General features: G+C 60.2%; 24 protein-coding genes and 1 pseudogene. 14 read left to right on the forward strand and 11 right to left on the reverse strand.

Annotated features, from left to right (window positions below; all coding sequences use genetic code 11):
• Window positions 1-119 precede the first annotated feature (119 nt).
• Window positions 120-1,040, forward strand: coding sequence for a sulfite exporter TauE/SafE family protein (locus ACZ9DP_RS32605; RefSeq protein WP_074070157.1), 921 nt, complete (start codon window positions 120-122; stop codon window positions 1,038-1,040).
• Window positions 1,040-1,852: a TIGR02186 family protein gene (locus ACZ9DP_RS32610; protein ID WP_420882079.1), complete on the forward strand. Its 813-nt coding sequence runs from the start codon at window positions 1,040-1,042 to the stop codon at window positions 1,850-1,852. Before ACZ9DP_RS32605 ends, ACZ9DP_RS32610 begins: the two co-directional genes overlap by 1 nt.
• On the opposite strand, the gene ACZ9DP_RS32615 is transcribed toward ACZ9DP_RS32610, so the two are convergent.
• Entirely contained in the window at window positions 1,853-2,359 is a 507-nt protein-coding gene (locus tag ACZ9DP_RS32615; RefSeq protein WP_476204762.1) for a winged helix-turn-helix transcriptional regulator, read from the reverse strand.
• A 118-nt stretch (window positions 2,360-2,477) separates the two neighbouring features.
• Between ACZ9DP_RS32615 and ACZ9DP_RS32620 the strand changes: the two genes are divergently transcribed.
• The 3 genes from ACZ9DP_RS32620 (at window position 2,478) to ACZ9DP_RS32630 (ending at window position 4,259) form a co-directional block, all read left to right on the forward strand.
• Entirely contained in the window at window positions 2,478-3,038 is a 561-nt protein-coding gene (locus tag ACZ9DP_RS32620) for a dihydrofolate reductase family protein (protein WP_074066580.1), read from the forward strand.
• A 22-nt stretch (window positions 3,039-3,060) separates the two neighbouring features.
• Window positions 3,061-3,570 (forward strand): universal stress protein, encoded by a 510-nt coding sequence (locus ACZ9DP_RS32625; protein ID WP_476204763.1) that lies wholly within the window; start codon window positions 3,061-3,063, stop codon window positions 3,568-3,570.
• Between the two features lie 107 nt (window positions 3,571-3,677).
• A complete protein-coding gene (locus ACZ9DP_RS32630) occupies window positions 3,678-4,259 on the forward strand; it encodes a transglycosylase SLT domain-containing protein (RefSeq protein WP_074066579.1) in 582 nt (193 codons plus the stop codon).
• Between the two features lie 151 nt (window positions 4,260-4,410).
• Here the strand turns inward: ACZ9DP_RS32630 and pdeM are convergent, their stop codons facing one another.
• From pdeM to ACZ9DP_RS32645, 3 genes are read right to left on the reverse strand one after another with little or no spacing between them, the layout of a single operon-like run.
• The gene (pdeM, locus tag ACZ9DP_RS32635; protein WP_476205515.1) at window positions 4,411-5,136 is read right to left on the reverse strand and encodes a ligase-associated DNA damage response endonuclease PdeM; all 726 of its coding nucleotides are present in this window, start codon (window positions 5,134-5,136) and stop codon (window positions 4,411-4,413) included.
• Between the two features lie 22 nt (window positions 5,137-5,158).
• A complete protein-coding gene (locus ACZ9DP_RS32640; protein ID WP_476204764.1) occupies window positions 5,159-7,669 on the reverse strand; it encodes a ligase-associated DNA damage response DEXH box helicase in 2,511 nt (836 codons plus the stop codon).
• A gap of 47 nt (window positions 7,670-7,716) precedes the next feature.
• Entirely contained in the window at window positions 7,717-8,352 is a 636-nt protein-coding gene (locus tag ACZ9DP_RS32645) for a YitT family protein (RefSeq protein ID WP_476204765.1), read from the reverse strand.
• A gap of 128 nt (window positions 8,353-8,480) precedes the next feature.
• Here ACZ9DP_RS32645 and ACZ9DP_RS32650 point away from each other — a divergent pair, with 128 nt between their 5' ends.
• Together ACZ9DP_RS32650 and ACZ9DP_RS32655 are read left to right on the forward strand one after the other, a co-directional pair.
• Window positions 8,481-8,981, forward strand: coding sequence for an RrF2 family transcriptional regulator (locus ACZ9DP_RS32650; protein ID WP_476204766.1), 501 nt, complete (start codon window positions 8,481-8,483; stop codon window positions 8,979-8,981).
• A 24-nt stretch (window positions 8,982-9,005) separates the two neighbouring features.
• The gene (locus ACZ9DP_RS32655) at window positions 9,006-9,467 is read left to right on the forward strand and encodes a carboxymuconolactone decarboxylase family protein (RefSeq protein ID WP_239595636.1); all 462 of its coding nucleotides are present in this window, start codon (window positions 9,006-9,008) and stop codon (window positions 9,465-9,467) included.
• A gap of 78 nt (window positions 9,468-9,545) precedes the next feature.
• Here ACZ9DP_RS32655 and ACZ9DP_RS32660 read toward each other — a convergent pair whose 3' ends face one another.
• The 3 genes from ACZ9DP_RS32660 to ACZ9DP_RS32670 form a co-directional block, all read right to left on the reverse strand.
• The gene (locus ACZ9DP_RS32660; RefSeq protein WP_281421241.1) at window positions 9,546-9,680 is read right to left on the reverse strand and encodes a hypothetical protein; all 135 of its coding nucleotides are present in this window, start codon (window positions 9,678-9,680) and stop codon (window positions 9,546-9,548) included.
• Window positions 9,681-9,778: 98 nt separating this feature from the next.
• The gene (locus tag ACZ9DP_RS32665; protein WP_194728893.1) at window positions 9,779-10,414 is read right to left on the reverse strand and encodes a YitT family protein; all 636 of its coding nucleotides are present in this window, start codon (window positions 10,412-10,414) and stop codon (window positions 9,779-9,781) included.
• A gap of 210 nt (window positions 10,415-10,624) precedes the next feature.
• The gene (locus tag ACZ9DP_RS32670) at window positions 10,625-11,551 is read right to left on the reverse strand and encodes a class I SAM-dependent DNA methyltransferase (protein WP_476204768.1); all 927 of its coding nucleotides are present in this window, start codon (window positions 11,549-11,551) and stop codon (window positions 10,625-10,627) included.
• Window positions 11,552-11,694: 143 nt separating this feature from the next.
• Between ACZ9DP_RS32670 and ACZ9DP_RS32675 the strand changes: the two genes are divergently transcribed.
• Together ACZ9DP_RS32675 and ACZ9DP_RS32680 are read left to right on the forward strand one after the other, a co-directional pair.
• Window positions 11,695-11,961, forward strand: coding sequence for a DUF6460 domain-containing protein (locus ACZ9DP_RS32675; RefSeq protein WP_022718289.1), 267 nt, complete (start codon window positions 11,695-11,697; stop codon window positions 11,959-11,961).
• 2 nt (window positions 11,962-11,963) lie between these two features.
• Window positions 11,964-12,461 (forward strand): CAP domain-containing protein, encoded by a 498-nt coding sequence (locus ACZ9DP_RS32680; RefSeq protein ID WP_476204769.1) that lies wholly within the window; start codon window positions 11,964-11,966, stop codon window positions 12,459-12,461.
• 262 nt (window positions 12,462-12,723) lie between these two features.
• Here ACZ9DP_RS32680 and ACZ9DP_RS32685 read toward each other — a convergent pair.
• A pseudogene (locus tag ACZ9DP_RS32685) lies at window positions 12,724-13,423 on the reverse strand (alpha/beta hydrolase); the annotation flags it as partial.
• Between the two features lie 95 nt (window positions 13,424-13,518).
• On the opposite strand from ACZ9DP_RS32685, the gene ACZ9DP_RS32690 reads away from it, so the two are divergent.
• Window positions 13,519-14,205, forward strand: coding sequence for a TetR/AcrR family transcriptional regulator (locus tag ACZ9DP_RS32690; RefSeq protein WP_476204771.1), 687 nt, complete (start codon window positions 13,519-13,521; stop codon window positions 14,203-14,205).
• Window positions 14,206-14,396: 191 nt separating this feature from the next.
• Here the strand turns inward: ACZ9DP_RS32690 and ACZ9DP_RS32695 are convergent, their stop codons facing one another.
• Window positions 14,397-14,621 (reverse strand): hypothetical protein, encoded by a 225-nt coding sequence (locus tag ACZ9DP_RS32695; protein ID WP_476204773.1) that lies wholly within the window; start codon window positions 14,619-14,621, stop codon window positions 14,397-14,399.
• Between the two features lie 623 nt (window positions 14,622-15,244).
• Here ACZ9DP_RS32695 and ACZ9DP_RS32700 point away from each other — a divergent pair.
• Complete coding sequence (locus ACZ9DP_RS32700; protein WP_476204774.1) at window positions 15,245-16,564, forward strand: glucoamylase family protein; 1,320 nt, start codon at window positions 15,245-15,247, stop codon at window positions 16,562-16,564.
• A gap of 120 nt (window positions 16,565-16,684) precedes the next feature.
• Here ACZ9DP_RS32700 and ACZ9DP_RS32705 read toward each other — a convergent pair whose 3' ends face one another.
• Window positions 16,685-17,080 carry a response regulator transcription factor gene (locus ACZ9DP_RS32705; protein ID WP_476204775.1) on the reverse strand — a complete coding sequence of 132 codons (396 nt, stop codon included), beginning with the start codon at window positions 17,078-17,080 and terminating at the stop codon, window positions 16,685-16,687.
• Between the two features lie 776 nt (window positions 17,081-17,856).
• Here ACZ9DP_RS32705 and ACZ9DP_RS32710 point away from each other — a divergent pair.
• Window positions 17,857-18,489, forward strand: coding sequence for a response regulator transcription factor (locus ACZ9DP_RS32710; RefSeq protein ID WP_283070679.1), 633 nt, complete (start codon window positions 17,857-17,859; stop codon window positions 18,487-18,489).
• A gap of 187 nt (window positions 18,490-18,676) precedes the next feature.
• Entirely contained in the window at window positions 18,677-18,973 is a 297-nt protein-coding gene (locus tag ACZ9DP_RS32715; RefSeq protein ID WP_476204776.1) for a hypothetical protein, read from the forward strand.
• A 194-nt stretch (window positions 18,974-19,167) separates the two neighbouring features.
• Here the strand turns inward: ACZ9DP_RS32715 and ACZ9DP_RS32720 are convergent, their stop codons facing one another.
• Window positions 19,168-19,680, reverse strand: a complete 513-nt coding sequence (locus tag ACZ9DP_RS32720; RefSeq protein WP_476204777.1) for a response regulator transcription factor — start codon at window positions 19,678-19,680, stop codon at window positions 19,168-19,170.
• Window positions 19,681-20,386: 706 nt separating this feature from the next.
• Between ACZ9DP_RS32720 and ACZ9DP_RS32725 the strand changes: the two genes are divergently transcribed.
• Window positions 20,387-25,930 carry a trifunctional serine/threonine-protein kinase/ATP-binding protein/sensor histidine kinase gene (locus tag ACZ9DP_RS32725; protein WP_476204778.1) on the forward strand — a complete coding sequence of 1,848 codons (5,544 nt, stop codon included), beginning with the start codon at window positions 20,387-20,389 and terminating at the stop codon, window positions 25,928-25,930.
• The last annotated feature ends 78 nt before the right edge of the window (window positions 25,931-26,008 follow it).

The raw sequence follows: 26,008 nt of genomic DNA on the forward strand, positions 1-26,008 counted from the left end.
GCGCGGATCGCATGTCGTTTATCGAAAGCCTCTGGCAACGATTTCACCGTATGATGCGCCATTCGAACGGGACGCAAGATACCTGCCCGGCGGGGGCAGTTCATAATTCGGGGTCGGCTGTGACAATCTATCTGCCCATCGCAGAATTGTCGGTGAACATCTTCATCATCCTCGGCATGGGTGCGGCCGTCGGCTTCCTGTCCGGCATGTTCGGCGTCGGCGGCGGCTTTCTGATCACGCCGCTTCTCATTTTCTATAACATTCCGCCCGTGGTTGCCGTCGCGACCGGCGCCAACCAGGTGGTCGCTTCCTCGATCTCCGGCGCGATCACGCATTTCAGGCGCGGGACGCTGGACGTGAAGCTCGGGACCGTATTGCTTGTCGGCGGTCTTGCGGGCGCGACGATCGGCATCTGGATCTTCTCGCTGTTGAGACGGGTCGGTCAGCTCGATCTCATCATCTCGCTGATGTACGTCATCTTCCTCGGCACCGTCGGCGGGCTGATGCTGCTCGAGAGCATCAACGCCATGCGGCGGGCGGCCAAGAACGTGCCGCCGACACCGCGCAGGCCCGGACATCACCACTGGGTCCACCGCTTGCCGCTGAAGGTGCGGTTCAAGAAATCGAAGATTTTCCTCAGCGTCATCCCGATCGTCGCGCTCGGCTTTGGGATCGGCATCCTGACCTCCATCATGGGCGTCGGCGGCGGCTTCATCATGGTGCCGGCGATGATCTACCTGCTGCGCATCCCGACCAATGTCGTCGTCGGCACATCACTTTTCCAGATCATCTTCGTGACCGCCTACACAACCGTGGTGCAGGCTGCGACGAACTTCTCCGTCGATATCGTACTTGCCTTCATCCTGATGGTGGCCGGCGTCGTCGGCGCGCAATACGGCGTGCGCGTCGGCCAGAAACTGCGCGGCGAACAATTGCGGGCGCTGCTCGGGCTGCTCGTTCTCGCCGTCGGCATCCGCCTGGCGGTGGCGCTGGTCGTGACGCCCGCGGACATCTATTCCGTCGTGATGGGGGCGTACTGATGAAGCGCCTGCGCCTTTGCCTTTGCCTTTTCGGTCTCTTCTGCCTGCTGCCGGGGATTGCCGCAGCGCAGATGCTGCTGCCGGGACAGAATTCCGAAGAAGAGCGCGAGGGGCTGGAGATCGGCACGTCCAGCAGCGAAATCGCCATCACGTCCGATTTCCGCGGCGCGGACCTGACGATCTTCGGGGCGCTGACCAATACCGACAACCTTTTGCTTGCCGTCGGCCAATACGACGTCGTCGTCGTTCTGGAGGGGCCGCGCGAAGATGCGACGGTGCGCAAGAAGGAACGCGTCTTCGGCATCTGGATCAATACCGACTCGATGACCTTCGAGGGCGTGCCGCATTCCTACTCCATGTCGAGCTCGCGCTCGATCGACGACGTCGTGACACCGCTCGACCTTACCGATCAGGGGATCGGCATCGACCATATTCCACTGACGCCCGTCGGATTCGTCGGAGACGGCAGCAGCCTCGGCGAATTCCGCACCGCCTTCCGGCGGCTGCAGCAGACCGGCGGGCTCTACGAGCGCGACCCGACCGGCGTGCGCTTCGTCAGTTCCAATCTTTTCAAGGCAAGCCTTCGCCTGCCGGCCAACATTCCGAACGGCGTGCATACGGTGCGTGCCTATCTCTTCAAGAGCGGTGTGTTCGTGACGCAAAAGTCGGTGCCGCTGCGCGTCATCAAGACCGGTATCGAGCAGATGCTCACCGATGCGGCTCATGAACAGCCGATTCCCTATGGCATGTTTGCCGTGTTCCTGGCGATCGTGACCGGCTGGGGCGCAAGCATCGTCTTCCGCAAGGATTGATCAGGCGGACTTTTTCTTTTTCGCAAGGACGTCGAGATAGGCTTCGGTCAGACGGCCTAGCACCGAGGGTGTTCCGGGTGGCAGTTGCTTGCCCAGATGTTTGGCCCGCAATTCATCCATGAAATCTTCCCAAAGCCGCAGGCCGCCATTTTCCAACAACTCGGCGCGAATGGAGAGCTCTTCCGACACCGGCAGATGCCTGCGGCCCCACGCGCCCATATGGGCAAAGAGCGGCACGAGGTCGATCGCCATTTCGGTGAGACTATAGATGGCTTTCTGCTTATGCGTGGGATCTTCCTTCCTGGTCAGCAAGCCCTTGTCCACGAGGCGGCGCAGGCGGTCGGCAAGGATGTTCGAGGCGATGCCCTCCTCCGAATTCTGCAGCAGCTCGCGGAAGTGACGGCGATTGCCGAACATGATGTCGCGAATGACGATCAGGCTCCATCGGTCGCCGAGGATTTCCAGCGTCAGATTGATGGGGCAGCCGGAGCGGTGACGGTCGTCCATTTTTCATTCTCCAAAAACCACTTGCATTTTGCCATCGGTTTATCTAGTTTTCAACCAGTTGCTTGTTGCAACCGGTTCTGTTGTGGTATGGATTGACTATCGGATGGAGGAAATCGACATGAGAAAGCTTGTTGTCTGGAATCTGATGACGCTCGACGGCTACTTCGAAGGCAAAAAGCCCTGGGACATCGACTTCCACAATCTGGTCTGGGGGCCGGAACTGCAGAAATACTCCGAACAATTGGGCGAAGAAGGCGACCTGCTTGTCTTCGGCCGGAAGACCTACGAGGGCATGGCCGCCTATTGGCCGACGGCGGAAGAGAATGACAAGATCAAGCAATACATGAACAACACCGCAAAGATCGCCGTGTCGCGGACGATGAAAGAGCCGGGCTGGAACAATGCCCGCATCGTCAGCGATCCGGTTTCCGAGCTTCAAAAGCTCAAGGGGCAGGACGGCAAAACGATTTTCATCTTCGGCAGCGCCGAACTCTGCGACGCGATGCTGAAGGCCGGTCTTGTCGACGAGATCCGCATCTGCCTGGTGCCGGTGGTTCTCGGCGCGGGCAATCCGCACTTCAAGACGGCGACGGCGCAGCGACCGCTGAAGCTGCTGGAAGCGACACCGTTGAAGACCGGCGCGGTGATCTTGCGTTACGAACCGGCGAGCGCAGCGTGACGCTAACATTCGCGACAGTGTGATGCAGATCAAGGTGTTAGGCTGGTTCCTCCGTCAATATGCGAGCGTTGAAGGAGGAGCCAGCCCATGCACAAACACATTCTCATCCCGACCGGAGGTTCGCAGCTTTCCAACCGATGCGCTTGAAAAGGCGCTTGCCTTTGCAAAGGAGATCGGCGCCAAGGCAACGGTCCTGACCGTCGTCGAACCGGCCCATATCTTTTCCACGAATATCGATCAGCTGGAATCGGCGCGCGAAGAATATGGCCGGCACAGCCAGCAAGTGGCAGACCGGATCCTGGCGAATGCGGGTGCCCGGGCCAGAACGCATGGCCTCGATTGCGATACGACCCAGGTGACCAACCACGAACCCGCGAAGGCCATCGTCGACACAGCCGCGCAGCGCGGCTGCGACCGGATCGCCATGGCATCGCACGGACGCGAAGGCTTCACCGCATTCATGGTCGGCAGCGTGACGATGAAGATGCTCGCCCATTCAGAGATTCCCGGTTCTGGTCTACCGCTGATGTGACCCGGTGCTTGGGCAAGCCTCGGTGCGTTGTGCATGTTCACCTTTGACTAAAAACCGAGTGTTAAGATTTACGAGTTAGTAATCTCTCGAAAACGAGAGGTTCTGTTTTGCGTACCCGTACTCTTCTCGTCCTGGTGCTGCTGGCGCTCGCCGCCGGCTGCGCCACGGCGCCTCGTCAGACCAGAAACATCTGCGCCGTCTTCGAACAGCGTAACGGCTTCTTCAGCAACTGGCAGCACGCGGCCGAGCGCGCCGAGAAGAAATACGCCGTGCCGGTGCCGATCCTGATGGCGACGATGTATGTGGAATCCGGTTTCCAGCCGAACGCCCGCCCGCCGCGCACGAAGCTTTTTGGCTTCATTCCCTGGACGCGTCCGTCGACCGCCTACGGCTATTCGCAGGCGCTCGACGGCACCTGGGACCACTATCAGTCGGCGACCGGCAATTGGGCTGCGCGGCGCACCAATTTTGCCGACGCGATCGACTTCATCGGCTGGTACCACTACAGCAACAGCCAGGCGACGGGCATCCAGCTCAACGACGCCTACAGGCTCTACATCGCTTACTATTCGGGGCCGAAGGGTTACAAGCGCGGCGACTGGCGCTCGAATGCGCAATTGCAGAAGACGGCACAGAGGTTTGCCGATATGGCAGCGACCTATCAGCGGCAGTTGCAGGGCTGTAATTGAGCTCCGATTTCTATGGCGTGGTGGCCATTCTCGTCTTTCGAGGCTTCGCCCTTGGAGCAAGCGCAGCGTTGTCTATCGAAAAGCAACGGCGGCGAGAGCCCTCATCTGGAGGTGCCAGAAGGGACTCAATGGACGAGGCGGGCGCTCAACTTCAGCTGCGCAAATTCCCGAATCTCACCGAATAAATCCGATCCCGCCCCAGAAGATGAGCGACCAGGGACGACCTGTCGAACAGGCCCGTCAACGCCTTGTGTCCGAGATCCAGTCCGCCGGTCATGACGCCGAAGGCGGGCATGAGGAGGCGGGCGCCGTCGGTGGCGAAGCAGGGGCGGCGGACGGCTTTTTCCCGGCGGCGGACGGTGGCCGCGGGGTGCAGGTGACCGGCGATTTCACCGCTTTGCCGCCCACCTTTCGGCTCGTGACGGAAGGTCAGGCCGGCGTAGTGCATTTCATCGACCGAAGAGCCGGGCAGATCGACCGTGCCGTCAGGGTCGTGATTGCCGTTGATCCAGATCCATTCGCGGCCGCGGGCCATATTGTCGATCAGGGAGCGGAAGGTCTCCGGTAGATGCGCCGAGCCGACGCGGTCGTGGAAATTGTCGCCGAGGGAGACGACAAGCTTCGGATTGTAGCGGGTGATGACGGCGCACAGCACCGTCAGCGTCGCCAGCGTGTCGTAAGGCGGCAACAACATGCCGCGGCGGGCGAAGGCGGCGCCCTTTTCGAGATGAAGGTCGGAAACGACGAGGACGCCGGCATCCGGCAGGTAGAGCGCGCCGAGCGGATCGCAGACGGCCGCAACGCCATGAACACTGGTTTCGACGCCCGGCATCGGGACCAATCCGTTCAATTCACGCGCAAGCGCCAGGCGGTTCATCAATTTCGTCTATCCTGCATTATCAAGCCATGGCTTCGGCGATCAGATCCCCGGCCGCTTCGGCGAGCACGGCATCGTGGGCCTCGCCGTGAACAGGCTCCTTGCCGATCTCCAGCATCACCGGCACTGCGAGCGGGGAAATATGATCCAGCGCGCGATGCGTAATGTGGCCCTTGATTCGTCTCAGCATATCGCCAAGCCGGGAAATATCCAAAAGGCCGCTCGCTGCATCCTGGCGCGTCGCCTGTAGCAGGATATGGTCCGGCTCGTGGCTGCGCAGCACGTCGTAGATCAGATCGGCGGACACGGTGACCTGCCGTCCGGTCTTTTCCTTGCCAGGGTGACGGCGCTCGATCAAGCCTGCAATCACGGCACAATTGCGGAAGGTGCGCTTCAGCAGGAAAGATTCGTCGAGCCAGGCTTCGAGATCGTCACCGAGCATATCCTCATCGAAGAGATCGGAAAGGCCGAGACGGTCGTTGCGGATCATCAGGCCCATGTCTTCCAGCCCCCAGATGCCGAGCGAATAATCTGTTGCGACGAAACCGAGCGGCTTGGCGCCGGCCCGCTCCAGGCGCCGGGTAAGCAGCATGCCGAGCGTCTGATGCGCGAGGCGGCCCTCGAATGGATAGGCCACCATGTAGGCGCGGCTGCCGCGCGGAAAAGTCTCGATCAGCAGTTCGTCGCGCTTCGGGAGCATCGACTTGTCCTTCTGCAGCGACAGCCAGTCGCGGACCTGATCCGGCAGACGGTGCCAACGGTCGGGATCGGCGAGCATCGATCGCACCTGGTCGGCAAGATAAGTCGAAAGCGGAAACTTGCCGCCGGCATAGGACGGGATTTTCGGATCAAAGGAGAAGGCCTGGGAGACAAGCGCCTCGTTTTCGCGGATGCCTTCGAAGCGGAGTACCTTGCCGGAGAAGATGAAGGTGTCTCCCGCAGAAAGCTGTTCGAGAAAATATTCCTCCACCTTGCCGAGGGTTCCGCCGCCGCGGCCAATCTTGCCTTTCTCTCCGCGCTTCACCATCCGGATGTTCAGCATGGGGCTTTCGACGATGGTGCCGAGATTCAAGCGGTACTGCTGGGCAACCTGCGGATTGGAGACACGCCAGAGGCCCTCCTTCGTTTTGCGGATGCGCGCATATCGTTCGTAGGTGCGCAGCGCATAGCCGCCGGTCGCGACGAAATCGACGATCTGCTCGAAGGTTTCCCAGGAGAGATCGGCATAGGGCGAGGCGCTCCTCACCTCATCGTAGAGTTCCAGCATATCGAAGGGTTCGGCGCAGGCCATGCCGAGCACGTGCTGGGCAAGCGCATCGAGCGCGCCGCGGCCGACGGGCGGGGTGTCCTGTGCGCCGATATAGTTGGCGTCGAGGGCTGCCTGGCATTCCATGACCTCGAAACGGTTGGCGGGAACGAGGATCGCCTTGGAGGGCTCGTCCATGCGGTGATTGGCACGGCCGATGCGCTGGGCAAGGCGCGAGGCACCCTTCGGCGCACCGACATGGATGACGAGATCGACATCGCCCCAGTCGATCCCGAGATCGAGCGTCGAGGTGGCGACGACAGCGCGCAGCCTGTTGGCCGCCATCGCGGCCTCCACCTTGCGGCGCTGGGCGACATCGAGCGAGCCGTGATGCAAAGCGATCGGCAGGTTTTCCTCGTTGACCGTCCAGAGTTCCTGGAAAAGCATCTCGGCCTGCGATCGCGTGTTGACGAAAAGCAGCGTCGTTTGATGCTCGGTCAGCTGCCTGTAGATATCGGGGATTGCGTATCTGGCGGAATGGCCGGCCCAGGGGATGTGCTCATCCGTCGAAAGGATCGAAATATCCGGCTTGGCGCCGCCTTCGACGGTCACGAGACCTGCGTGCCGTTCCCTGCCCTCCTCCTGCGCAACCAGCCATTTCTGCAGGTCGATCGGTTCGGCAACCGTGGCGGAGAGGCCGATGGTGCTGAGGCCTGGCGCAAGGCGGCGTAGCCGGGCAAGACCAAGGGAGAGCATGTGGCCACGCTTCGACGTGACCAGAGAATGGAGCTCGTCGAAAACGACATACTTCACGTCCTTGAAGAAGCGTTCGGCTTCCTTGTTGGCGAGCAAAAGCGCTACCTGCTCCGGCGTCGTCAGCAGGATATCGGGCGGATTGAGCTTCTGGCGCTGTCGCTTGGCGTTCGGCGTATCGCCGGTGCGGTTCTCCACGGTGACGGGCAGTCCCATCTCCCCTACCGGCTTCATGAGGTTGCGCTCGATATCGACGGCAAGTGCCTTCAGCGGCGAAACATATAGCGTGTGGATGCCTTTAAAGGCGGCACCCGGCCGGCGCTTGCCGCGGCGGGTGAGATCGGTCAGCGCCGGCAGGAAACCGGCAAGCGTCTTGCCGGCGCCGGTCGGCGCGATCAGCAGCGTACTTTCGCCTGCTTCGGCGCGGGCCAGCAATTCCAGCTGATGAGCGCGCGGCCGCCAACCCTTTTCCGCGAACCAGCGGATGAAGGGGGCGGGCAAGGCGGCGCGGGCTTCGGTATCGATCTGGTCCACGGGACAAAGGTAATGAAACCGACGTGAAATAGAAGAGCGGCCGCGCTTCACATGGCGATATAGCGGTCCTTGCGATGGTTGATGGCGAGCGTGAGGTTGAGCACCACGGCGCCGAGCACCGAGCAGGCGATGATGAAGGGGCTGGCGACGAAGAAGGAGAGCGCCAGGACGAGGCCATCGAAACCGAGCTGAACGAAGCCTGCGCGCCAGCCGAAGCGATCCTGGATGTAAAGCGCCAGGATGCCGATACCGCCGAGGCTTGCGCGATGGCGGAACAGCGCCAGCATGCCCGCGCCGATGACCAGGCCGCCGAAGAGAGCACCGGCGACGGGATCGACGTGCGAGAGCCCGATGAAACGCGGCGCGATTTCCGAAAGCACGGAGGTAAGTGCAATCGCCACAAAAGTCTTGACTGTGAAGGCGGGGCCGAGGCGGCGGAAGGCGAGATAATAAAACGGCAGGTTCACCGCAAAGAAGCAGAGGCCGAAGCTCCAGCCCGTCGCATAGTGCAGCAGGAATGCCATGCCAGCCGTGCCGCCTGCCAGAAGGCCGGCGCTGGAGAGAAGCGAGACGCCGAGCACAGCGAGCATGCTGCCCGCCACAAGTCCCTGTGCGTCATCGAAAAGCGAGTGTCTGTCCGACGACGAGTTCACAAGTCCGGCGAGAGCGGCTCTTTCTTCCATTGTTTTCCCCTTGGTATTTTCGGTTGTTCTATCCAGCCGTTCGGGCTTGGCAAGCAGGATTTCGATCGGTTGTTGACACATCGACTAATCATGGATATTTTTTATCCATGAATTGAAGGGGACCCCGCATGAAAATGGGTGACGGCGTCGAACAGGCGATCCATAGCGTCGCGATGCTTTCCGGGCTTTCGGAAGGCGGCGTGCTGTCGGCGGCTGCGATCGCAGAGTTTCATGGCGTTTCGACGAGTTACCTGCTGAAGCACCTGCAGGCGCTATCCGGCGCGGGCATTCTCGACACGGTGCCGGGACCGAAGGGCGGATACAAGCTTGCGAAAGTTCCAGAGGGTATCTCCCTGCTCGATATCGTGCTTGCCGTCGAAGGACCGGCACCAGCGTTCCGCTGTGGGGAAATCCGCCAGCGCGGGCCAAACCCGCTGCCGCAGCGCTATTTCGCCAAGCCCTGCCAGATCAGCGCTGCGATGCAGAAAGCCGAGCGCGCCTACCGCACCGAACTCGCCAAGATCAGTATCGCCGACATCCTGATCGAGCTTTCCGCCGCAGATGATGGCGGGATCGCCGCACGCGGCTGCGCATTCCTTGAAAGCCACGAACGCAAAAAGGCTCGCTGAGCCATAACCCAAAGGAGAAAGATTATGCAGGCACGTTTCAACTTCGCAAAGGCCTCGCCGGAAGCCTACAAGGCGGTTGCCGCCCTGGAGCAATATGTCCAGAGCTCCGGCCTCGAGCGCCGCTTCATCCACCTCATCAAGCTGCGCGCCTCGCAGATCAACGGCTGCGCCTACTGCGTCGACATGCACGTCAAGGAAGCCCGCCATGACGGTCTTGGCGAACAGTGGATCAACCTGATCTGCGCCTGGAAGGAATCGCCAGTCTATGACGCGAAGGAACGCGCCCTGCTCGGCTGGGTCGATGCTGTCACGAAGATCGCGGAGACCGGCGCACCCGATGCGGACTTCGAAGCCCTCAAAGCGCATTTCAGCGAGGAGGAAGTCACCAAAATTACGGTGGCGATCGGCACGATCAACGTCTGGAACCGGCTGGCCGTCGGCTTCCGCAGCCAGCATCCGATCGATCAGCCGGCGAAGGCTGCATGAATTTTTCGCGCAGCAAAAAGCCTGAGGCACAGCTTGAAGCGACCGACCCGATGAAAATCGGGTCGGCAAAAATGTCGATCAGTTGCTACGGGCACCTGATCCATCGAAGTTATTGATAATCTCACGGATGACTTGGGCGATCTTTTCCGCTGAGGAGCCCTTGGCGTACTCCTCGTTCATGCGGCGTCTGATAAGCTTTTCCAACTCTGACATGTCTTCACCTCATCTATCCGGCGCGGGGCGAGTGTCGCTCCCAGCCTGAGAGCAGGCAAGTTACGATTTGTTTATGATTGAACTGCCGCTTCGGGAACCTACAGCGCGATATAACGATCCGCGCGGTGGTTGATGGTCAGGAAGAGATTGAGGACGACCGCGCCGAGAACGGAATAGATGACCACCGGCGGCGTGGTGACGAAAAAGGCGGCGGCAAGCACGCACATGTCGACGGAAAGCTGCACGAGACCGGCGCGGATGCCGAAACGCTCCTGCATGTAGATGCCGAGAATGCCAACGCCGCCGAGACTGGCGCGGTGGCGGTAAAGCGCAAGTAGGCCGAAGCCGAGCAGCAGGCCGCCGAGTAGCGCTGCCCAGGCCGGATGGATGCTGGAAATCTCAAAAAAACGCGACTGCACATCGGCAAGCACCGACGTGAGGCCGATGGCGACAAAGGTCTTTATCGTGAAGGCGATGCCGAGACGCTTCCAGGAGAGATAGAAAAACGGCAGGTTGAGCAGGAAGAAGGCAAGGCCGAAATTCACGCCAAAAGTATAGTGCAGCAGGAAGGCGATGCCGGCCGTACTGCCGGTGAGAAGCCCGGCGCTGGCGAGCACATAAAGGCCGAGTGCAGACACGAGGCTGCCGGAGAATATGCCCTGCACATCTTCGAGCGGCGTATGGCGCGTTGCGCTGGTGTTCCAGAAACCGAGGGCACCGATGCGTTGAGCCATGGCGGCAATCTCCAACAGCAGAAGAGGAAAGCGCCGGAGAAGTCCCCGCGCGACGGATCGTATGGTGAACAGGCTGAGGCGTTCCTGCTTGTTCTTCCGCGGCGCCGGTCAGCTTTGATGGGAATTATCGAGCTTTTCGCCGTTGCGAGCAAGCGAAATATGTAAGTAATGCTGACCTATTTTCAACTCGCAACATTTTTGCGCAAAAGGCTATCGCCGTGCAAGGAATAGAATGCCGGCGACCGGTTTGCCGCCATCCTTTCGAATCGTGGTTTTGACGGTGTCGATGATTTCGAAACCGTAACGGCGACAAAGGCTGCGAACATAGGCTTCCGTGTGAGCGTAGCGCAGCGACGGCGCGAGATGAAACCCGTCTCCCTCGCCCGCGTCTTCGACCGAAAAGGCGAAATCCGCACCGGATGTGGCGAGGCGATCGACGATTGCGAAGGTGCTTTCGAGATTGCCGAGATACATGAGCACATCGGCAGCCGCGATCAGATCAGCGCGATATTCTGCGCCATCCGCAAAGACGCCTGAGCCTTCTGGCGCAAGCGAAAGGTCGGCCTGGGCCAAGTGATCGTAGATTGCCTTCTCCTCGGCCTTGGCGAGCATGTTGTGCGAGAGGTCGTAGCCTTCAAGCCGCCCGGCACGGGCGCAAATTTCCGGACCAAGCAGGCCGGTGCCGCAGCCGAGATCAACGGCCAGCGAATATTTGCGACCGGTGGCGGCGACAAGTGCTGCGAGTTTCTGCGGAACGGTATAATCCAGCTTTTCGACGAGCGAGGTTTCGAAACGGGCGGCATAATCATCGAACAGCCGCTCGACATAGCGGCTCGGAGGCCGGTCCGGCGTTTCGGAATCACCGAGCAGGGCGAGCTTGAGGCTTGCGCCGAAGATATCCTCGGGATCAAGCGCCAGCGTTTTGCGATAGGCTTCGATCGCGGATTGCACTTTGCCGGCCTTCTCCCGGTAGGTCGCGAGGCGATACCAGCCGGCAGCCCAGACGGGCGTCAGTTCCAGCGCCTGCTCCATCAGTTCGGCGGCCGCATCCGGCTCGCCGCCCTCGTTAAGCATCTTCGCATAGTCGGCGCGGCGGTCGGCGATGACGTCGCCGGAGGAAAGCTGGCTTTGCTGCATGATGTGGCCCGTTGAATGCCTGCGCATTTGGCGGCGGCCACAAAAAAACTCAAGTCCTATTTCAGAGGCGGAACGGCCGGTTCCGGAAAAGGCTTGCGGGCGACGCGCCGCAACCGTATTTCAGGGAAAACAGGAGATGGCGCATGTCCGATCAGGTAAACAAATTTCTGGGCGACTCGCTCGGCCGCACATTGGTGAAGCTCTTAGTCGTTTCGCTGATTGTCGGTTTCGTGATGACCGTTTTCGGATGGGCGCCGCTGGACCTCGTCTATAGCATCCGCGATTTCATCCGCGAGATCTGGTACCGGGGTTTTTCGGCTCTCGGCCGCATCGGTGATTATCTGCTGCTTGGTGCAACGGTCGTCATTCCGATCTTCATTATCATCCGACTTTTCAACTTCCGCCGGTAAACATGACATCCATCGATCTTTCCAGGCGCAATCTGCTGCGCATCTCAGGCCTTGTCCTCCTGACGGGCGTCGCAAGCTGCACGACCGCACCCAGAATGTCCTCCACGCCTTCGGACGGGGACGACGAGACGGCAGCGGCGCTGCCGCTCGTCAACCAGCTTCGCGCCAAAAACGGCCTGACGGCGCTTCGCGTCGATCCGGCGGCAAGCGCTGCGGCAATCTACCAGGCCAAGCGAATGGCAAGCGCCGGCAAGATGACGCATCTGATGGGCATGGCCGACAGTTTCGGCGCGCGCGTGACGAAAAGTGGCGTGCAGCTTCCAGCGGCCGAAAACATCGCCGCCGGCCAGCAGAGCGTCGACGCGGCGGTGACGGCCTGGATCGACTCGCAGCACCATCTCGAAAACATGCTGGGACGCTATAACGGGCTCGGCGTGGCCGTTGCGCACAATACGTCTTCCCGGAACATACCTTATTGGGCCATGGTTCTTTCTAGCTGAGGCGATTCTGCCTCTCACGACCGAGGCAGAAATGGATACCGGAACCCGCGAAAACCGGCTGGCATTCGATGTGACGCACCGGCTGGTGCCCTCGATCGTTGTGCCATTTTCCATTTGCCAATCCTATCGCGCCCCTTTGCGGCGGCACCCTGTCGTTTCGACGTTCTGAGATCATCTGGTCATCGTGCAGGCGACCCGCCGAAGGGCCATGCTGGACGCGCGTTCGTCAGATTGGTCATCTCATTGAGGCGCGCATTTCGGTTCAGTAGGAAATCTGCCCGTCCACGATCTGTCCTCCGCCCGGGGAAAGCTCCCGCTTCAAGAGCTCGCGCTTCAAGACCTCGCGCGCCTCCGGATTGATGACCGCGACGGGAGCCGCAACGCTACGCGCGCTGCCGAACCGGCGAAATTGGCCGCAGTCATTCCGATCTGGTTCGTAACGCTCGCCTTTCCGCCATCCAGGCTCTGTCCCGCCAGCCGCCGCCCGAGCAGGCGCACGATCTCGGGAGTGTCGGCGAAGGCATTGTGGCCGAGCGGATCGCTCGTTGCGATGGCGGTCGTGTCGATGACAGAAACGTCGAGTTCTTCGAGCAACGGTGCATAGGGCCTGAGATCGGATCCACCGACGCGGTCGACCCCGCCAGACAGCCAACTGGAGACCTCCAGGGCCTTGTCGCGTGTCGACGTCAGGATTGCAAAATGCGGCCGTTTTGGCCCCATTTCAACGAATTGACGACGAAACACGTCGATATCGATGTCCGGCGAGGCCAGTATGACATTCTTGACCTTCGCCGGGATTGATTTTTCGCGCATGGCGACGCCGCGCAACGCCTCTGCCGCAAGCCAGCCTCCCATGGAATGAGCGAGAATCGTCACGTCTTGAACATCAGGACTTCTTGCGGCCTGAAGGATGAGATCCTCCAGAGCCCACGCGAGTAGTTGGCGCTCTCCTTGTCATAGAGGTTGACATCGCCCACTTGAGGGTTAGAGTGGGCATTGTCAACATCGTTTGGGTAAAAAGTTGACACGCGCAACTTATAAACCTAAATGGACGATCATGACCAAAGACATGTCCAGCACAGAGCCGCGCCCCTACCACCATGGTGACCTGCACAGGGCGATCGTCGGGGCCGCACTCGATGTCCTCAGCGAATCCCAAAGCACAGAGTTCTCGCTTCGGGAGCTCGCCCGTCGAGCGGGCGTCAGTCATAACGCCCCTTACAAACATTTCGCCGACAAGCGTGAATTGCTGGCGGCCGTCTCGGCAGTAGGGTTCGAGCTCCTTGCAAAGCAGATGACCGACGCGACGAAGGAACTCGACAGTCCGCGCGAGCGGCTGGCAGCTATAGCGCGCGCTTATGTTGACGGCGGCGTCAACAATCCTGCGCTCTACAGATTGATGTTCGGCGGCTATCTTACCGGTCAGGACAATGGGCCCCCTGCTGTCGAAAGAACTGCGGCAGAGAACATGAAAGCGCTTCTGGTGGACGCGATAAGCGACGGCGCGCTCGGGCGGCTCATTCCGAACACGGCCACAAATACACGGAAGATTGACGGTGCTATTCTAATATTCTGGTCGCAGATGCATGGTCTTACGTTGCTGCTGGTAGACCGCCTCGTCGGCCCCAGCGACAAGATGGAGGCGCTGACCGAGAGCGTCTTGCAAGGCATGCTCGACGGATTGGCGAATAGTATCCCCGCGATACCAGCGGGCGTGTGGGTGGGACCTCGGCCTACCGAATAAAACGTCCCAAGCCTCGCGCTCGGCGACCTGCTGATATTTTGGCGAAGATGCTTGTATTGGGGCTGATGTTTTGCTGGCGCCGACCGTGCGGGCGATTTCCGCACTCAAATCAACATTGCCTAGGATTGGGGTGCAGCGCTCGTAGGACACCTCCCCTAACCGAGGCTGGAAATATCCGACCGACGTTAGCCTTAAGCCGCTGTCAACACATCGCCGACCTGGATATACGACGACTTGGCCTTCGCAGCCTTCTCCCTCAGAGCAGCCAGCTCTTCAGCAAGTAGTTCCACGGCGATCTTCTGGACGGCTGCCTTCAACCGATCCTCGACTTCGAAACTGTCCAGCATGTAACTGGTTATTGCGTCTTTCATCAGTTCTTCGATGGCAAGATCATTTTGCTCCAGCATATCAGTCATACTGTGCTTCCTTTGGTTGCGGGCATTTCCCTTCAGTTGGCACCTTTGAGGCTAGTCCCAAGCGTTATCTCGATCCATAATACTTGCGGAAGACTTTCTGAATTCTAGGCATGCTCATTTCCGCCTTTGGTTTAACCCGCTCCACCAGATTGCCGGAATCTATCGAGCTTAATCTTCCTCGGTAGGGGGATTACAGATGCGCAGGAAGCCTTACCCTGCGAGGCTTTGGCGGAGGTCGCAGTGGCTATTCCAGTTTGGAGACCCGGCTGATAGGATTGGAAAGATCAAAGTCGGCGCCGAAGGCAACGGTGGGAGTGTTTGGATCGGCTGGTTTTTCCTCCCTGTTCAGAAGTCATTTGCAACGATTTCGGCCGATCCGCGCCAGCGCTTGTCGACGAGCCGAGGCATTGGGAACCTTGAGTTCCCGCCAGTTGTTCGACCTAGCAGGTTTATTGACACAAAGATGGATTGGCGACGTACCGTATCGGTTTCGATAACTCAGAGGGGATCGGTCGAGGAGTGGGGGCCGTCATACTGGACGAAAGACCGATGGCGCACAGAAATGTGCGGCTTAGTGAAGACGGGGATACGCACGACATCCGCGTCATAGTTGGTTAGCAATCATGCCCGAAATCATGTCGACCGACCGCGCCTTCGACCGTTTGCCAACCGACCAGGATCTGGGGCGGCTGCAATTCACCACCTTGCTATACTATCTTCAATGCACGAACCCGGACAACGGTCTGGTTCGCGACAAAACCGAACCGAATGCCCCGGCAAGCATCGCGGCAATTGGCATGGCCCTGGCGACAATCCCCGTTGTTGTCGAGCGCGGGGTAATCATCCGCGAATTCGCTGCAAAGATCACCCGCAAGCGAATGCGGTTTTTGATGGAATGTCCGCAGGGGCCAGAGCCCGATGCATCCGGGTACATGGGATTTTTTTATCATTTTCTGGACATCGAAACGGGCCGCCGGGCCTGGCAATGCGAATTGTCCACCATCGATTCGGCTTTCCTGTTCGCCGGCGCCCTGACCGCAGCGACCTATTTTGATGGCGATACGGCCGATGAGGCAGAAATCCGCCAGCTTGCGACGGCGCTTTACGAGCGAGCCGACTGGATGTGGGCTTGCGATGGCGGCCCCACTTTGACGCATGGCTGGCACCCGGAAAGCGGGTTTATTCCCTATCGTTGGCGCGGTTACGATGAGGGTCTGCTGCTGTACATTCTCGGGTTGGGATCGCCAACCCATCCATTGCCTCCGGAGAGTTACGCCGCCTACACCGCGAGCTATGAATGGAGAAACATCTATGGTCGCGAATTGCTTTATTCGGGGCCGCTTTTTACCCACCAGTTGTCGCACATGTGGGTAGACTTTCGAGGCATTCGTGACGAGTTCATGCGCCAGCACCACAGCGACTACTTTGAAAACAGCCGGCAGGCATCGTTCGTGCAGCAGGAATATGCAATTCGCAACCCAATGCGGTTTGCGGGTTACGGGGAATATTGTTGGGGGTTTACCGCCTGCGACGGACCAGGTTGGGGTAAGCGGGCGACCAATGGCGTCGACCGGGAGTTCTTCGACTACATCGCCCGTGGCGCGCCCTTCGGACCTGACGATGGCACTGTCGCGCCATGGGTCGTTGTCGCCTCGCTGCCGTTCGCGCCGGAGATCGTCGTGCCGACAGTCCTCAACTTTGCGCGAATGAAGCTCGGCATGACGCGCCTTTACGGTTTCAAACCGTCGTTCAACCAGACCTATGCCGTGGAAAACAGTCCGACCGGATGGTGGGTGAGTCCCTATCACTTTGGCATTGACCAAGGCCCAGTGGTGCTGATGATCGAAAACTACCGAACTGGTTTGCTCTGGAACATCATGCGTCGATGCAAGCCTCTGGTGATCGGATTGCGTCGCGCCGGATTTTCAGGGGGATGGCTTTAGATTGGATGCGCTCCGATCCCTTGAGTTTCCCTCGACCTGCTGCGGCAAACGTCGAAGCCGTTGGATCCCGGATTGAAGTGGAGGTGCAGCGCGCTTTGCCGAGGAGAGGTCTTTGCGACCTCATGAACCGCTTTCGCCCTTGCTACTGAGAGCCAGCGCAGAACGGATGCAATCAAGCAAAACCTGTTCGCCAAACGGTTTTGTCAGGCAGCCGACGATGTCCGCGCCCAAGGCAGACGCGCGCACATTCTTTTCCGGAAAGGCGGTGATCAAAACAGTCGGAATGCTCTTGCCCAGCGCGACGAGCCGGCGGTGCAGATCGAGCCCGCTCATTCCGGGCATATTGATGTCCGTCACCAGGCAGGCCGTGCGGCGGATATAGGGGAATCTCAAGAAATCATCCGCGGATGAAAAGGTCTCGGCGTCAAATCCCATCGACCTCATGAGCCCCTTGATAGCCTCGCGCATCGACTCGTCGTCGTCGACGATCGCAATCAGAGGTTTCTTGGTAGACACTGCCGCCTCCCGACTTCGCCGATCGGCGTCGTACCGAATTAGCGTTGTGGCGCGCTTGACTGGATGGATTTAGTATCTAACGGCGACAAAGGCATCGCAAGCTATACGATCGTATAGATTGTGTGAGGCTTGCCGCAACGCGTGCGGCATCTGCCCAGGAGCGCCCGCAACATGGGGATGAGACAGTCGATGTAATTTTGAGATCGACGCGCCCTGCGAAAGCGGCACCAGGCGCGCGTCGGGCTAGTCGGCGATGCGGAATAGATCGGTGCGAGGAAGGTCTCGACTGTGACGCGCGGAAGGGTGGCGAAATGGCCGGACAGCGGCGCGGCCACCAGGAGCTTTGGCTGCGGCTTGGCCAGGTGCGGCGACTGGTCGAACTCAATCGCTGACGTCTCATCAATCAATGCCGGATTCACTCGGCACAGCGTCGCTAGTGCTTGAGGTTTGCTTGCCTCGCGCCGCCCTGATACTTGCGGCACCCCGCGTCCCCTTGTGACGGCAGACGCCGGCCATGTGGCGCATCGGCGCGCCATGGCAGACCGCAGGACGCCCAAGCGCTCTCTTGGGCAGCCCGCATTTAGCCTTGTGGCCGAGGTAATTAGCGCGCATTCTGGTGTGTGAAAAAACTCCGTTTCGGCAGCGACGAAGGAAAGAGGAGGAGTGTTCTCATCGCGTCATTGGCGCTCTGCTGGTTGGGCTTTGCCCGCTGCTGCTGCAGTGGGTGCAGATCTTGCACGTCCCAAAGCTTCGGTTGACTTTGGGGGGCGCTGGCGATGACCGAGGCAACCGTCATTGTCATCGATGATGATCCGGATATCCGCGAGGCGCTTGGTAGTCTGCTGCGTTCCGTCGGTTTTGACGTGAAACTCCTCGCCTCTGTGGACGACTTCCTCCGGTCTGGACGACCCAACGGACCGACCTGTCTCGTGCTCGATGTCCGGCTTCCGGGACAAAGCGGTCTTGATTTTCAGCTCGAGCTGTCGCGAGAAAATATTCAGCTGCCGATCGTCTTCATCACCGGGCACGGCGACATTCCCATGTCTGTCCAAGCGATGAAGGGGGGCGCGGTCGAGTTCCTGACGAAACCGTTCCGAGACCAGGATTTGCTCGACGCCGTTCACGTCGGCCTGGCGCGCGACCGCGTGTGGCTTGAAAATGAAAAGGCATTGGCGACGGTGCGCGCGCGTTTCGATAGCCTGACCCCGCGCGAGCGCGAGGTGATGGCTTTGGTGGTGACCGGACGGCTCAACAAGCAGATTGCCGGCGATCTGGGCGTGAGCGAAATTACCGTGAAGGTTCACCGCAGCCAGGTCATGCAGAAGATGGGTACTAGGTCCCTGCCCGAACTCGCGCGTATGGCTGACAAGCTGATGCTCGCGCCGGGAAAGCCGCAAACGCACTCATAAAGGTCTTGGCCGCGCGTATAGGTCATCCCCTCCTCTTTGGTAATCGATCCTTCCTGGTGGCCAATAGCCCCGGGCGGGAGCCCTCCTCTATGGTGCGGGTTCCTTCCTCCTCCCAGGCCGTATCGCCCCCGATCGGCCCGCCTTGAGCCTCCCAACCCCCAGGGAGGCTTCTTTTTGGCTCTCTCGCATGGCAGACAAGGTCGCCGCTCAAGACCGACCGAATGGATTTGCCTATAAGATCGCGCCACGGCATGTGGGTTTGCCGGGGTTCACGGTTACAAGTGCTCTCTGCCAAGTTCGGGTTGTTGAAGACAAGCCTGAAGGAACAGATGGCAGGCGAATGATCAACAATGGCGATGTCGGGGGACAATGGCCGTGCGATTCGGGGGACCAACCCTTGTCAAAAATTACGGGCGGCCGGATGGGATATGAGCGCACCAATGTGGTCGGCATGAGCGCAGAGGTGCCGGAGCGCCATCGCTAGTGCAGCTTCGGCCAAAACGGAGTCGCCACAGCTGAACTATCTTTCTGTTTTATGCAATTCCGGGCCGAAAAGCGATCCATACTATTCCTGGATTTGCTCTAGGCGGTCGGGGCTCCCGTGCTGACGTCGAACGCGATCCTTGTCTGCGGCGTCTCGATCATACGAGACGCCGCATGCAGCTGAGCTCAAGGTGCCTATAGTGAGAAGGAATCCCGCGCCATGATGCGTTGGAGGCTTCTTCGATGCATACAAAGCGTGCGCGCAGTGCGCGATACGTTCGCCCCGCACATGGCGTAAATTCTCTTAATATGCTCGATGCGAACGGCCTCGGGCCGCGAAATCGTATCGGGTATCGGCGCGGAATCGAGATTTCGTCCGAGCAGCACGGCCAGCACGACATCGACCTCCATCGGTTTCGGCAAAACGTCAATGGCTCCCTCTCTGACGGCACGGACCGCCGTGCTGATATTGCAGTAGATACTTTGGACCACGACGCGTGTAGTGCCTAGATTTGCCAACGCTTCGACAATCTCAAAACCATTGCCGTCAACGTATTTGAGTTCAACCAGAGCGAAATCGGGCACGTCGTTTTCAAGCTGCGCCTTGGCTCCTGCAACGCTCGTGGCCAGCCGAACCGCCAGTCCCTCAGAAAGGAGACGTGCAACAAGAGGGGAAAAAACGTCGATCTCCGGATCCGCGACTAACACACTGGCTTTCCTGGTGTTGGATGCCGAGGACGCGTGGGGGACAAGGTATGGGGATACCATCATGACCGCTCCCTGTTTCAGGATCGCTTCGAGTCTAAGACAAGGCGGCTGGAGACGACATTATACGCTTGGATAGTTTTCAATAGCCGATGGTTGTTGACAGTGCCTGCTTCAGCTGGCTAACGCGCCTGGAGCGACGGTGGTATTGCCGATCGATGAACATGTCACTCGCTGAGCACGTTCGCGGATGGGCTCGATGCTGGTATTCCAAAGTATCGCAAGGAGAAACCACCGTATAATTTTCCGTCGTCTTTCTAATCGCTAGTCTCTAGTCGTTGCCTCACGACAGGCAGGTAGCGAATTTCCCCCTTGCTACCAACAAGCTTCGCCGGCTCCTCCCTCCGAAGCTCTGCGGTTCCACGATCCGCCCGTCCTTCCGGCCGCCGCTGGGCGGTCTTTCGTCAGCAGAGGCGGACCATGCATCGAAGGGGCGGGTGGTAGCCGCTCGGTTGATCCGCTGGGACGCACAGGCGAGATGTGGTAAGAAGGCAGGGAAGTGGTTAGGGTTCATCATATGTGCTCGCTTTGGCCAATGTGATTGGACGGATCTCCGAAACGAGAGTGGCAGTGCCAAATGAGACAGGCGAGGTGACGAAGTCGGCAAATAAGCACATCCTCGTTCTTCGGCGTTGGTGGAGATAGCAGTTTGGAGGTTCTTTGGGAGGATGGTGATCGCGTGTTCCACCGGGAACGGCGCAGGAGCGCCGACGGCAAGTGGAACCCGGTACTGGTCGTGCTTCCGGCCCTCGAGCACCCGACACGTTCAAGCCTCGAACGCCTCGACCATGAATATGGATTGAAGGATGAGCTCGATAGCGCATGGGCGGTGCGACCGCTTGAGTTGGTGCGCGAAGGCGGCCGGACGATGCTGGTGCTTGAAGATCCGGGCGGCGAGCCGCTCGCCCGGCGGCTCGGAACGGCAATGGAACCGGAGCTTTTCCTGCGCCTCGCGATCGGCATCGCCGCTGCGCTCGGCAGGGCCCACCAGCGCGGCCTCGTCCACAAGGATATCAAACCGGCCAATATACTGGTAACGGGCTCAGGCGCCGAGGTGCGGCTCACCGGCTTCGGCATCGCCTCGCGCCTCTCCCGCGAACGGCAGGCGCCCGAGCCGCCCGAAGTGGTCGCCGGAACGCTTGCCTATATGGCCCCCGAGCAGACCGGCCGCATGAACCGCTCGATCGATTCCCGCAGCGACCTTTATGCGCTCGGCGTGACCCTCTACGAAATGCTGACCGGGAGCCTGCCCTTCGCCGCTTCCGACCCGATGGAATGGGTGCATTGCCACATTGCACGGCAGCCGATGCCGCCCAACGAGCGGGCGGCGGATGTTTCACCGGCGGTCTCGGCCATCGTCATGAAGCTGCTCGCCAAGACGGCCGAGGAACGATACCAGACGGCAGGCGGCGTCGGGCACGACCTGAGCCGCTGTCTCAGCCAATGGGAAGCGCAGTGCCGGATTGATGCATTCCCGCTCGGCGAACGCGATATCCCGGACCGCGTGCTGATTCCCGAGAAGCTATACGGGCGAAAGCGCGAGGTCGAGACCTTGCTCACTGCCTTCGACCGCGTGGTGTTAAGCGGGGCGCCGGAATTGGTGCTGGTCTCTGGCTATTCCGGCATCGGCAAGTCGGCGGTGGTCAATGAACTCCACAAAGTACTGGTGCCGCCGCGCGGGCTGTTCGCGTCCGGCAAATTCGACCAGTACAAGCACGACATCCCTTATGCGACCCTGGCGCAGGCCTTTCAGGGCCTGCTCAAGGGGCTCCTCGCCAAGAGCGAGGCCGATTTGGCACCGTGGCGCGAGGCGCTGAGCGAAACGCTGGGGCCGAACGGACAGCTGATGGTCGATCTCGTCCCCGAACTGAAGCTCATCATCGGCGACCAGCCGCCGGTCGCTGAACTTCCGCCACAGGACGCGCAACGGCGATTCCAGCTGATATTCCGGCGGTTCATCAGCGTCTTTGCCCGGCCCGAACATCCGCTAGCGCTGTTCCTAGACGATCTCCAATGGCTCGACGCGGCGACACTCGACCTGCTGGAGGATCTGCTGACCCGGTCGGATCTGCAGCAGCTCATCCTGATCGGTGCCTATCGCGACAACGAAGTCACCGCCGCCCATCCTTTGATGCGGAAGCTTGACGCGATCAAGACCGCCGGCGGCAAGGTCGCGGAAATCACGCTTGCGCCGCTCACTCAAGACCATCTCCGGCAGTTGATTGCGGATGCGCTCCACTGTCAGCCCGAGCGTGCAGCCCCGCTCGCACAGATGATGCTCGACAAGACCGGCGGCAATCCGTTCTTCGTCCGTCAGTTCCTGTTTTCGCTCGCCGAAGAGGGAATGCTCACCTTCGATCACGACGCGGCATGCTGGTCCTGGGATCTCGAGCGCATTCACGCCAAGGGATACACCGACAACATCGTGGACCTCATGGTCGGCAAGCTCGCGCGCCTGCCGCCCGAAACGCGGGAGGCGTTGCAGCAGTTCGCCTGTCTCGGAAACATCGCCGATACCACGATGCTTTCACTCGTCCTCGAAACCCCGGAGGAGCAAGTCCCCGAGGCCCTGTGGCCTGCCGTCGCTCATGAACTGCTCGAGCGTCTGGCAGGCGCCTACCGGTTCGTCCACGATCGCGTTCAGGAAGCTGCCTATTCGCTGATCCCGGAGGAGCGGCGCGGCGAGTTGCACCTTCGCATAGGGAGACTGCTTGCGGCGAACACTGCGCCGGAGCTGATTGACGATTATGTTTTCGAGATTGTCAGCCAGCTCAATCGCGGGTCCGCACTGATCACCTCAGCTGAGGAGCGCGAGCAACTGGCGAAGTTCAATCTGCTGGCCGGCAGGCGCGCCAAGGCCTCGACGGCATACGCCTCGGCGCTCAACTATTTTGTTGTCGGCACGACACTGCTGCCGGAAGACGCCTGGGAGCGCCAGCACCAATTGGCGTTCGCGCTTGAGCTGAACCGAGCCGAATGCGAGTTCCTCATTGGCGCGCTGGCGGACGCCGAGGAGCGGTTAGCACAGCTTTCCAATTGTGCTGTCTGCTCCGACGACAAGGCTGCTGTCGCCTGCCTGCGCATCGATCTCTATGCTGCGCTCGGTCAGACCAGTCGCTCCGCCGCCGTCGGTCTCGACTACCTGAGGCAGCATCTCGGCATCGACTGGTCGCCGCATCCGGCCGACGAGGAGGTGCAACGAGAATACGGCCGGATCTGGTCGCAGCTCGGGAGCCGCGCAATCGAGGAGCTCATTGATCTGCCGTTGATGAGCGACCCAGCATCCTCCGCGACGCTGGATATCCTCACCCGGCTCGTTGGGGCGGTATGGCATACCGATGCGAATCTTGCATGCATGGCGATCTGCCTGGCTGTTAATCTGAGCCTCGAGCGAGGCAACAGCGACGGTTCCTGCTACCATTATGTGTCGCTTGGCTATATTGCCGGACCGCGCTTCGGCGACTATGCGGCCGGATTTCGATTCGGTCGGCTTGGCTGCCAACTGGTCGAAGAGCGCGAACTGAAGCGCTTCCAAGCCAGGACTTATAAAGACTTCGGGGCCCACGTCATACCGTGGACGAAACATGTCCGCACCGCCCGCGACATCTTGCGGCGAGCGCTTGAAATTGCCAACCAGAGCGGCGACCTCACGTTTGCCGGATACAGCTATGCCAGTTTGAATTCGAACCTGCTGGCGGCGGGAGATCCGCTTATGGAAGTGCAACGCCAAGCGGAGATTGGCCTTACTTTTGCGCAGAAGGTGCGGTTCCAGTTCGTCATAGACCTCGCCAGCGCCCAACTCGGCCTCGTCCGGACGCTGCGCGGGTTGACCCGGAAATTCGGCTCCTTCGACGACGACGGATTTGACGAACTTGAGATCGAACGCCGGTTTTCCGACGATCCGAATTTGATTCTTGCGGAAACCTGCTACTTCGTCAGAAAACTCCAGGCGCGGTTCTTTGCGGGCGACTATGAGGCGGCCGTCGATGCGTCATTGCGGGCGCAGAGGCTACCATGGACATCGGTGTCGCATTTCGAAGAAACGCCGGAACATCATTTCTATGGCGCCTTGGCTCGCGCCGCATGCTGCGACTCTGCTGTGGCTGACCAGCGGGCGCGGCATACGGAGGCTCTGGTCGCCCACAACAGACAGCTTCAGATCTATGCCAAGAATTGCCCGGAGAACTTCGAGAACCGAGCCGCGCTGGTCGGCGCCGAGATAGCACGCCTTGAGGGCCGCGAAATCGACGCCGTGCGGCTTTACGAACAAGCGATCCGCTCGGCGCGTGCCAACGGCTTCATTCATCATGAAGCCCTCGCATATGAACTCGCCGCCCGCTTTTATGCGCAGGGGGGCTTCGAGGACTTCACTCGTCTCTATCTCCGCAACGCGCGTGGCTGCTATCTGCGCTGGGGCGCCGACGGTAAGGTGCGGCAACTCGACCAACTTTATCCTGACCTGAGAGGGGAAGAACGCGCTCCTGCTCCAACCAGCACCATTGGTGCACCGATCGAGCAACTCGATCTCGCAACCGTTATCAAGATCTCGCAAGCCGTGTCGGGCGAGATTGTCCTTCAAAAGCTGATCGACACGGTCTTGCGCACCGCCGTTGAGCAGGCGGGGGCCGAGCGCGGCCTGTTGATCCTGCCGCGTGGCGGTGAGTCACGGATCACGGCGGAGGCCACGACCGGCGGCGACACGGTCGTGGTGCAGCTGCGTGATGAGATCGTGACCGCGATCACGCTGCCGGAATCGCTCCTTCATTATGTCTTGCGCACAAACGAAAGCGTGGTTCTCGGCGACGCCATAGCTCAGAATCCATTTTCCGCGGACCCCTACATCTGTCAGCACCATGCTCGTTCCATTCTCTGCGTGCCGTTGCTCAACCAGGGCCAACTGACCGGAGTACTCTATCTTGAGAACAACCTCGCCCCTCGGGTCTTCGCGCCGGCCCGGATCGCGGTGCTGAAGCTGCTCGCCTCTCAGGCGGCGATCTCACTGGAGAATAACCGGTTGTACCGCGATCTCGCTGAACGCGAAGCCAAGATCCGTCGCCTCGTCAAGGCCAACATCATCGGGATCGTCATCTGGGATATCGAAGGTCGCATTCTTGAGGCCAACGACGCGTTCCTCCGCATGGTGGGATACGACCGGGAGGATCTTGCCTCGGGTCGGCTATGCTGGACGGACCTGACGCCGGCCGAATGGCGCGACCGCGACGCACGGACCGTCGCAGAGCTGAAGCTCATCGGGGCAGTCCAACCGTTCGAGAAGGAGTACTTTCGGAAAGATGGCAGCCGACTGCCCGTGTTGATCGGCGGTGCACTGTTGGAAGGAAGCAGGAACGAAGGTGTCTCTTTCGTCCTCGATTTGACGGAGCGCCGGCAGGCGGAAGAGGCGTTACGCGAGAGCGAGGAAGCCTTGCGCGAGGCGCAGGGGCAACTGGCCCACGCAAACCGCGTCGCCACCATGGGGCAGCTCACAGCCTCCATCGCCCATGAAGTCAATCAGCCGCTCGCCGCGTCGCTTACCAACGCCCAGGCGGCCTTGCGCTGGCTCGGTACCTATCCGCCGAATCTGGAGGAGGTGGCTCAGGCGCTCGGCCGGATCGTCGAGAACGCCAATCGGGCCGGCGATGTCATTGGCCGGATCCGCGCCTTGGTCAAGAAGGAGCCCCCTCGCAAGGGGCAGTTCGACCTCAATGAAGCCATTCGTCACGTGATTGCCTTGACCGGCAGTGAAGTGCTCCGGCAAGGCGTCACGCTGCAGACCGAATTCGCGACGAGCCTCCCGTCCGTGGAAGGGGATCGCGTCCAGCTACAACAGGTGATCCTAAACCTGATCATGAACGCCATTGAGGCGATGAGCGGCATTAATGAGGAAGAGCGCGAGTTGCTGATCAGCACCGAGACAGAGGCCTCAGGAGGCGTCGTCGTCGGGGTGCGCGACTCGGGTCCAGGCCTGGACCCGCAAAGTATGGACCGCGTTTTTGAGGCCTTCTACACGACCAAATCCACCGGTATGGGTATGGGCCTGGCGATCTGCCGTTCGATCATCGAGGCTCACGGGGGCCAGCTATGGGCCACCGCGAATAAACCTCGTGGGGCGGTGTTTCTGTTCACCCTGCCTCTCGAACGAGACGAGCCCGCTGGCGCAAAGCATGCCGACGAAATGGCAATGTTGGGAAACTAATCGGGCGAACGGCTGGCTGAAGCTCTCGCAGCTAGTGCAGGTCTCTGCGAAGAGTGAAGGCCGTCGGCCTGGCCCCTC

This window comes from Rhizobium sp. USDA 4016 (genome assembly GCF_056279705.1).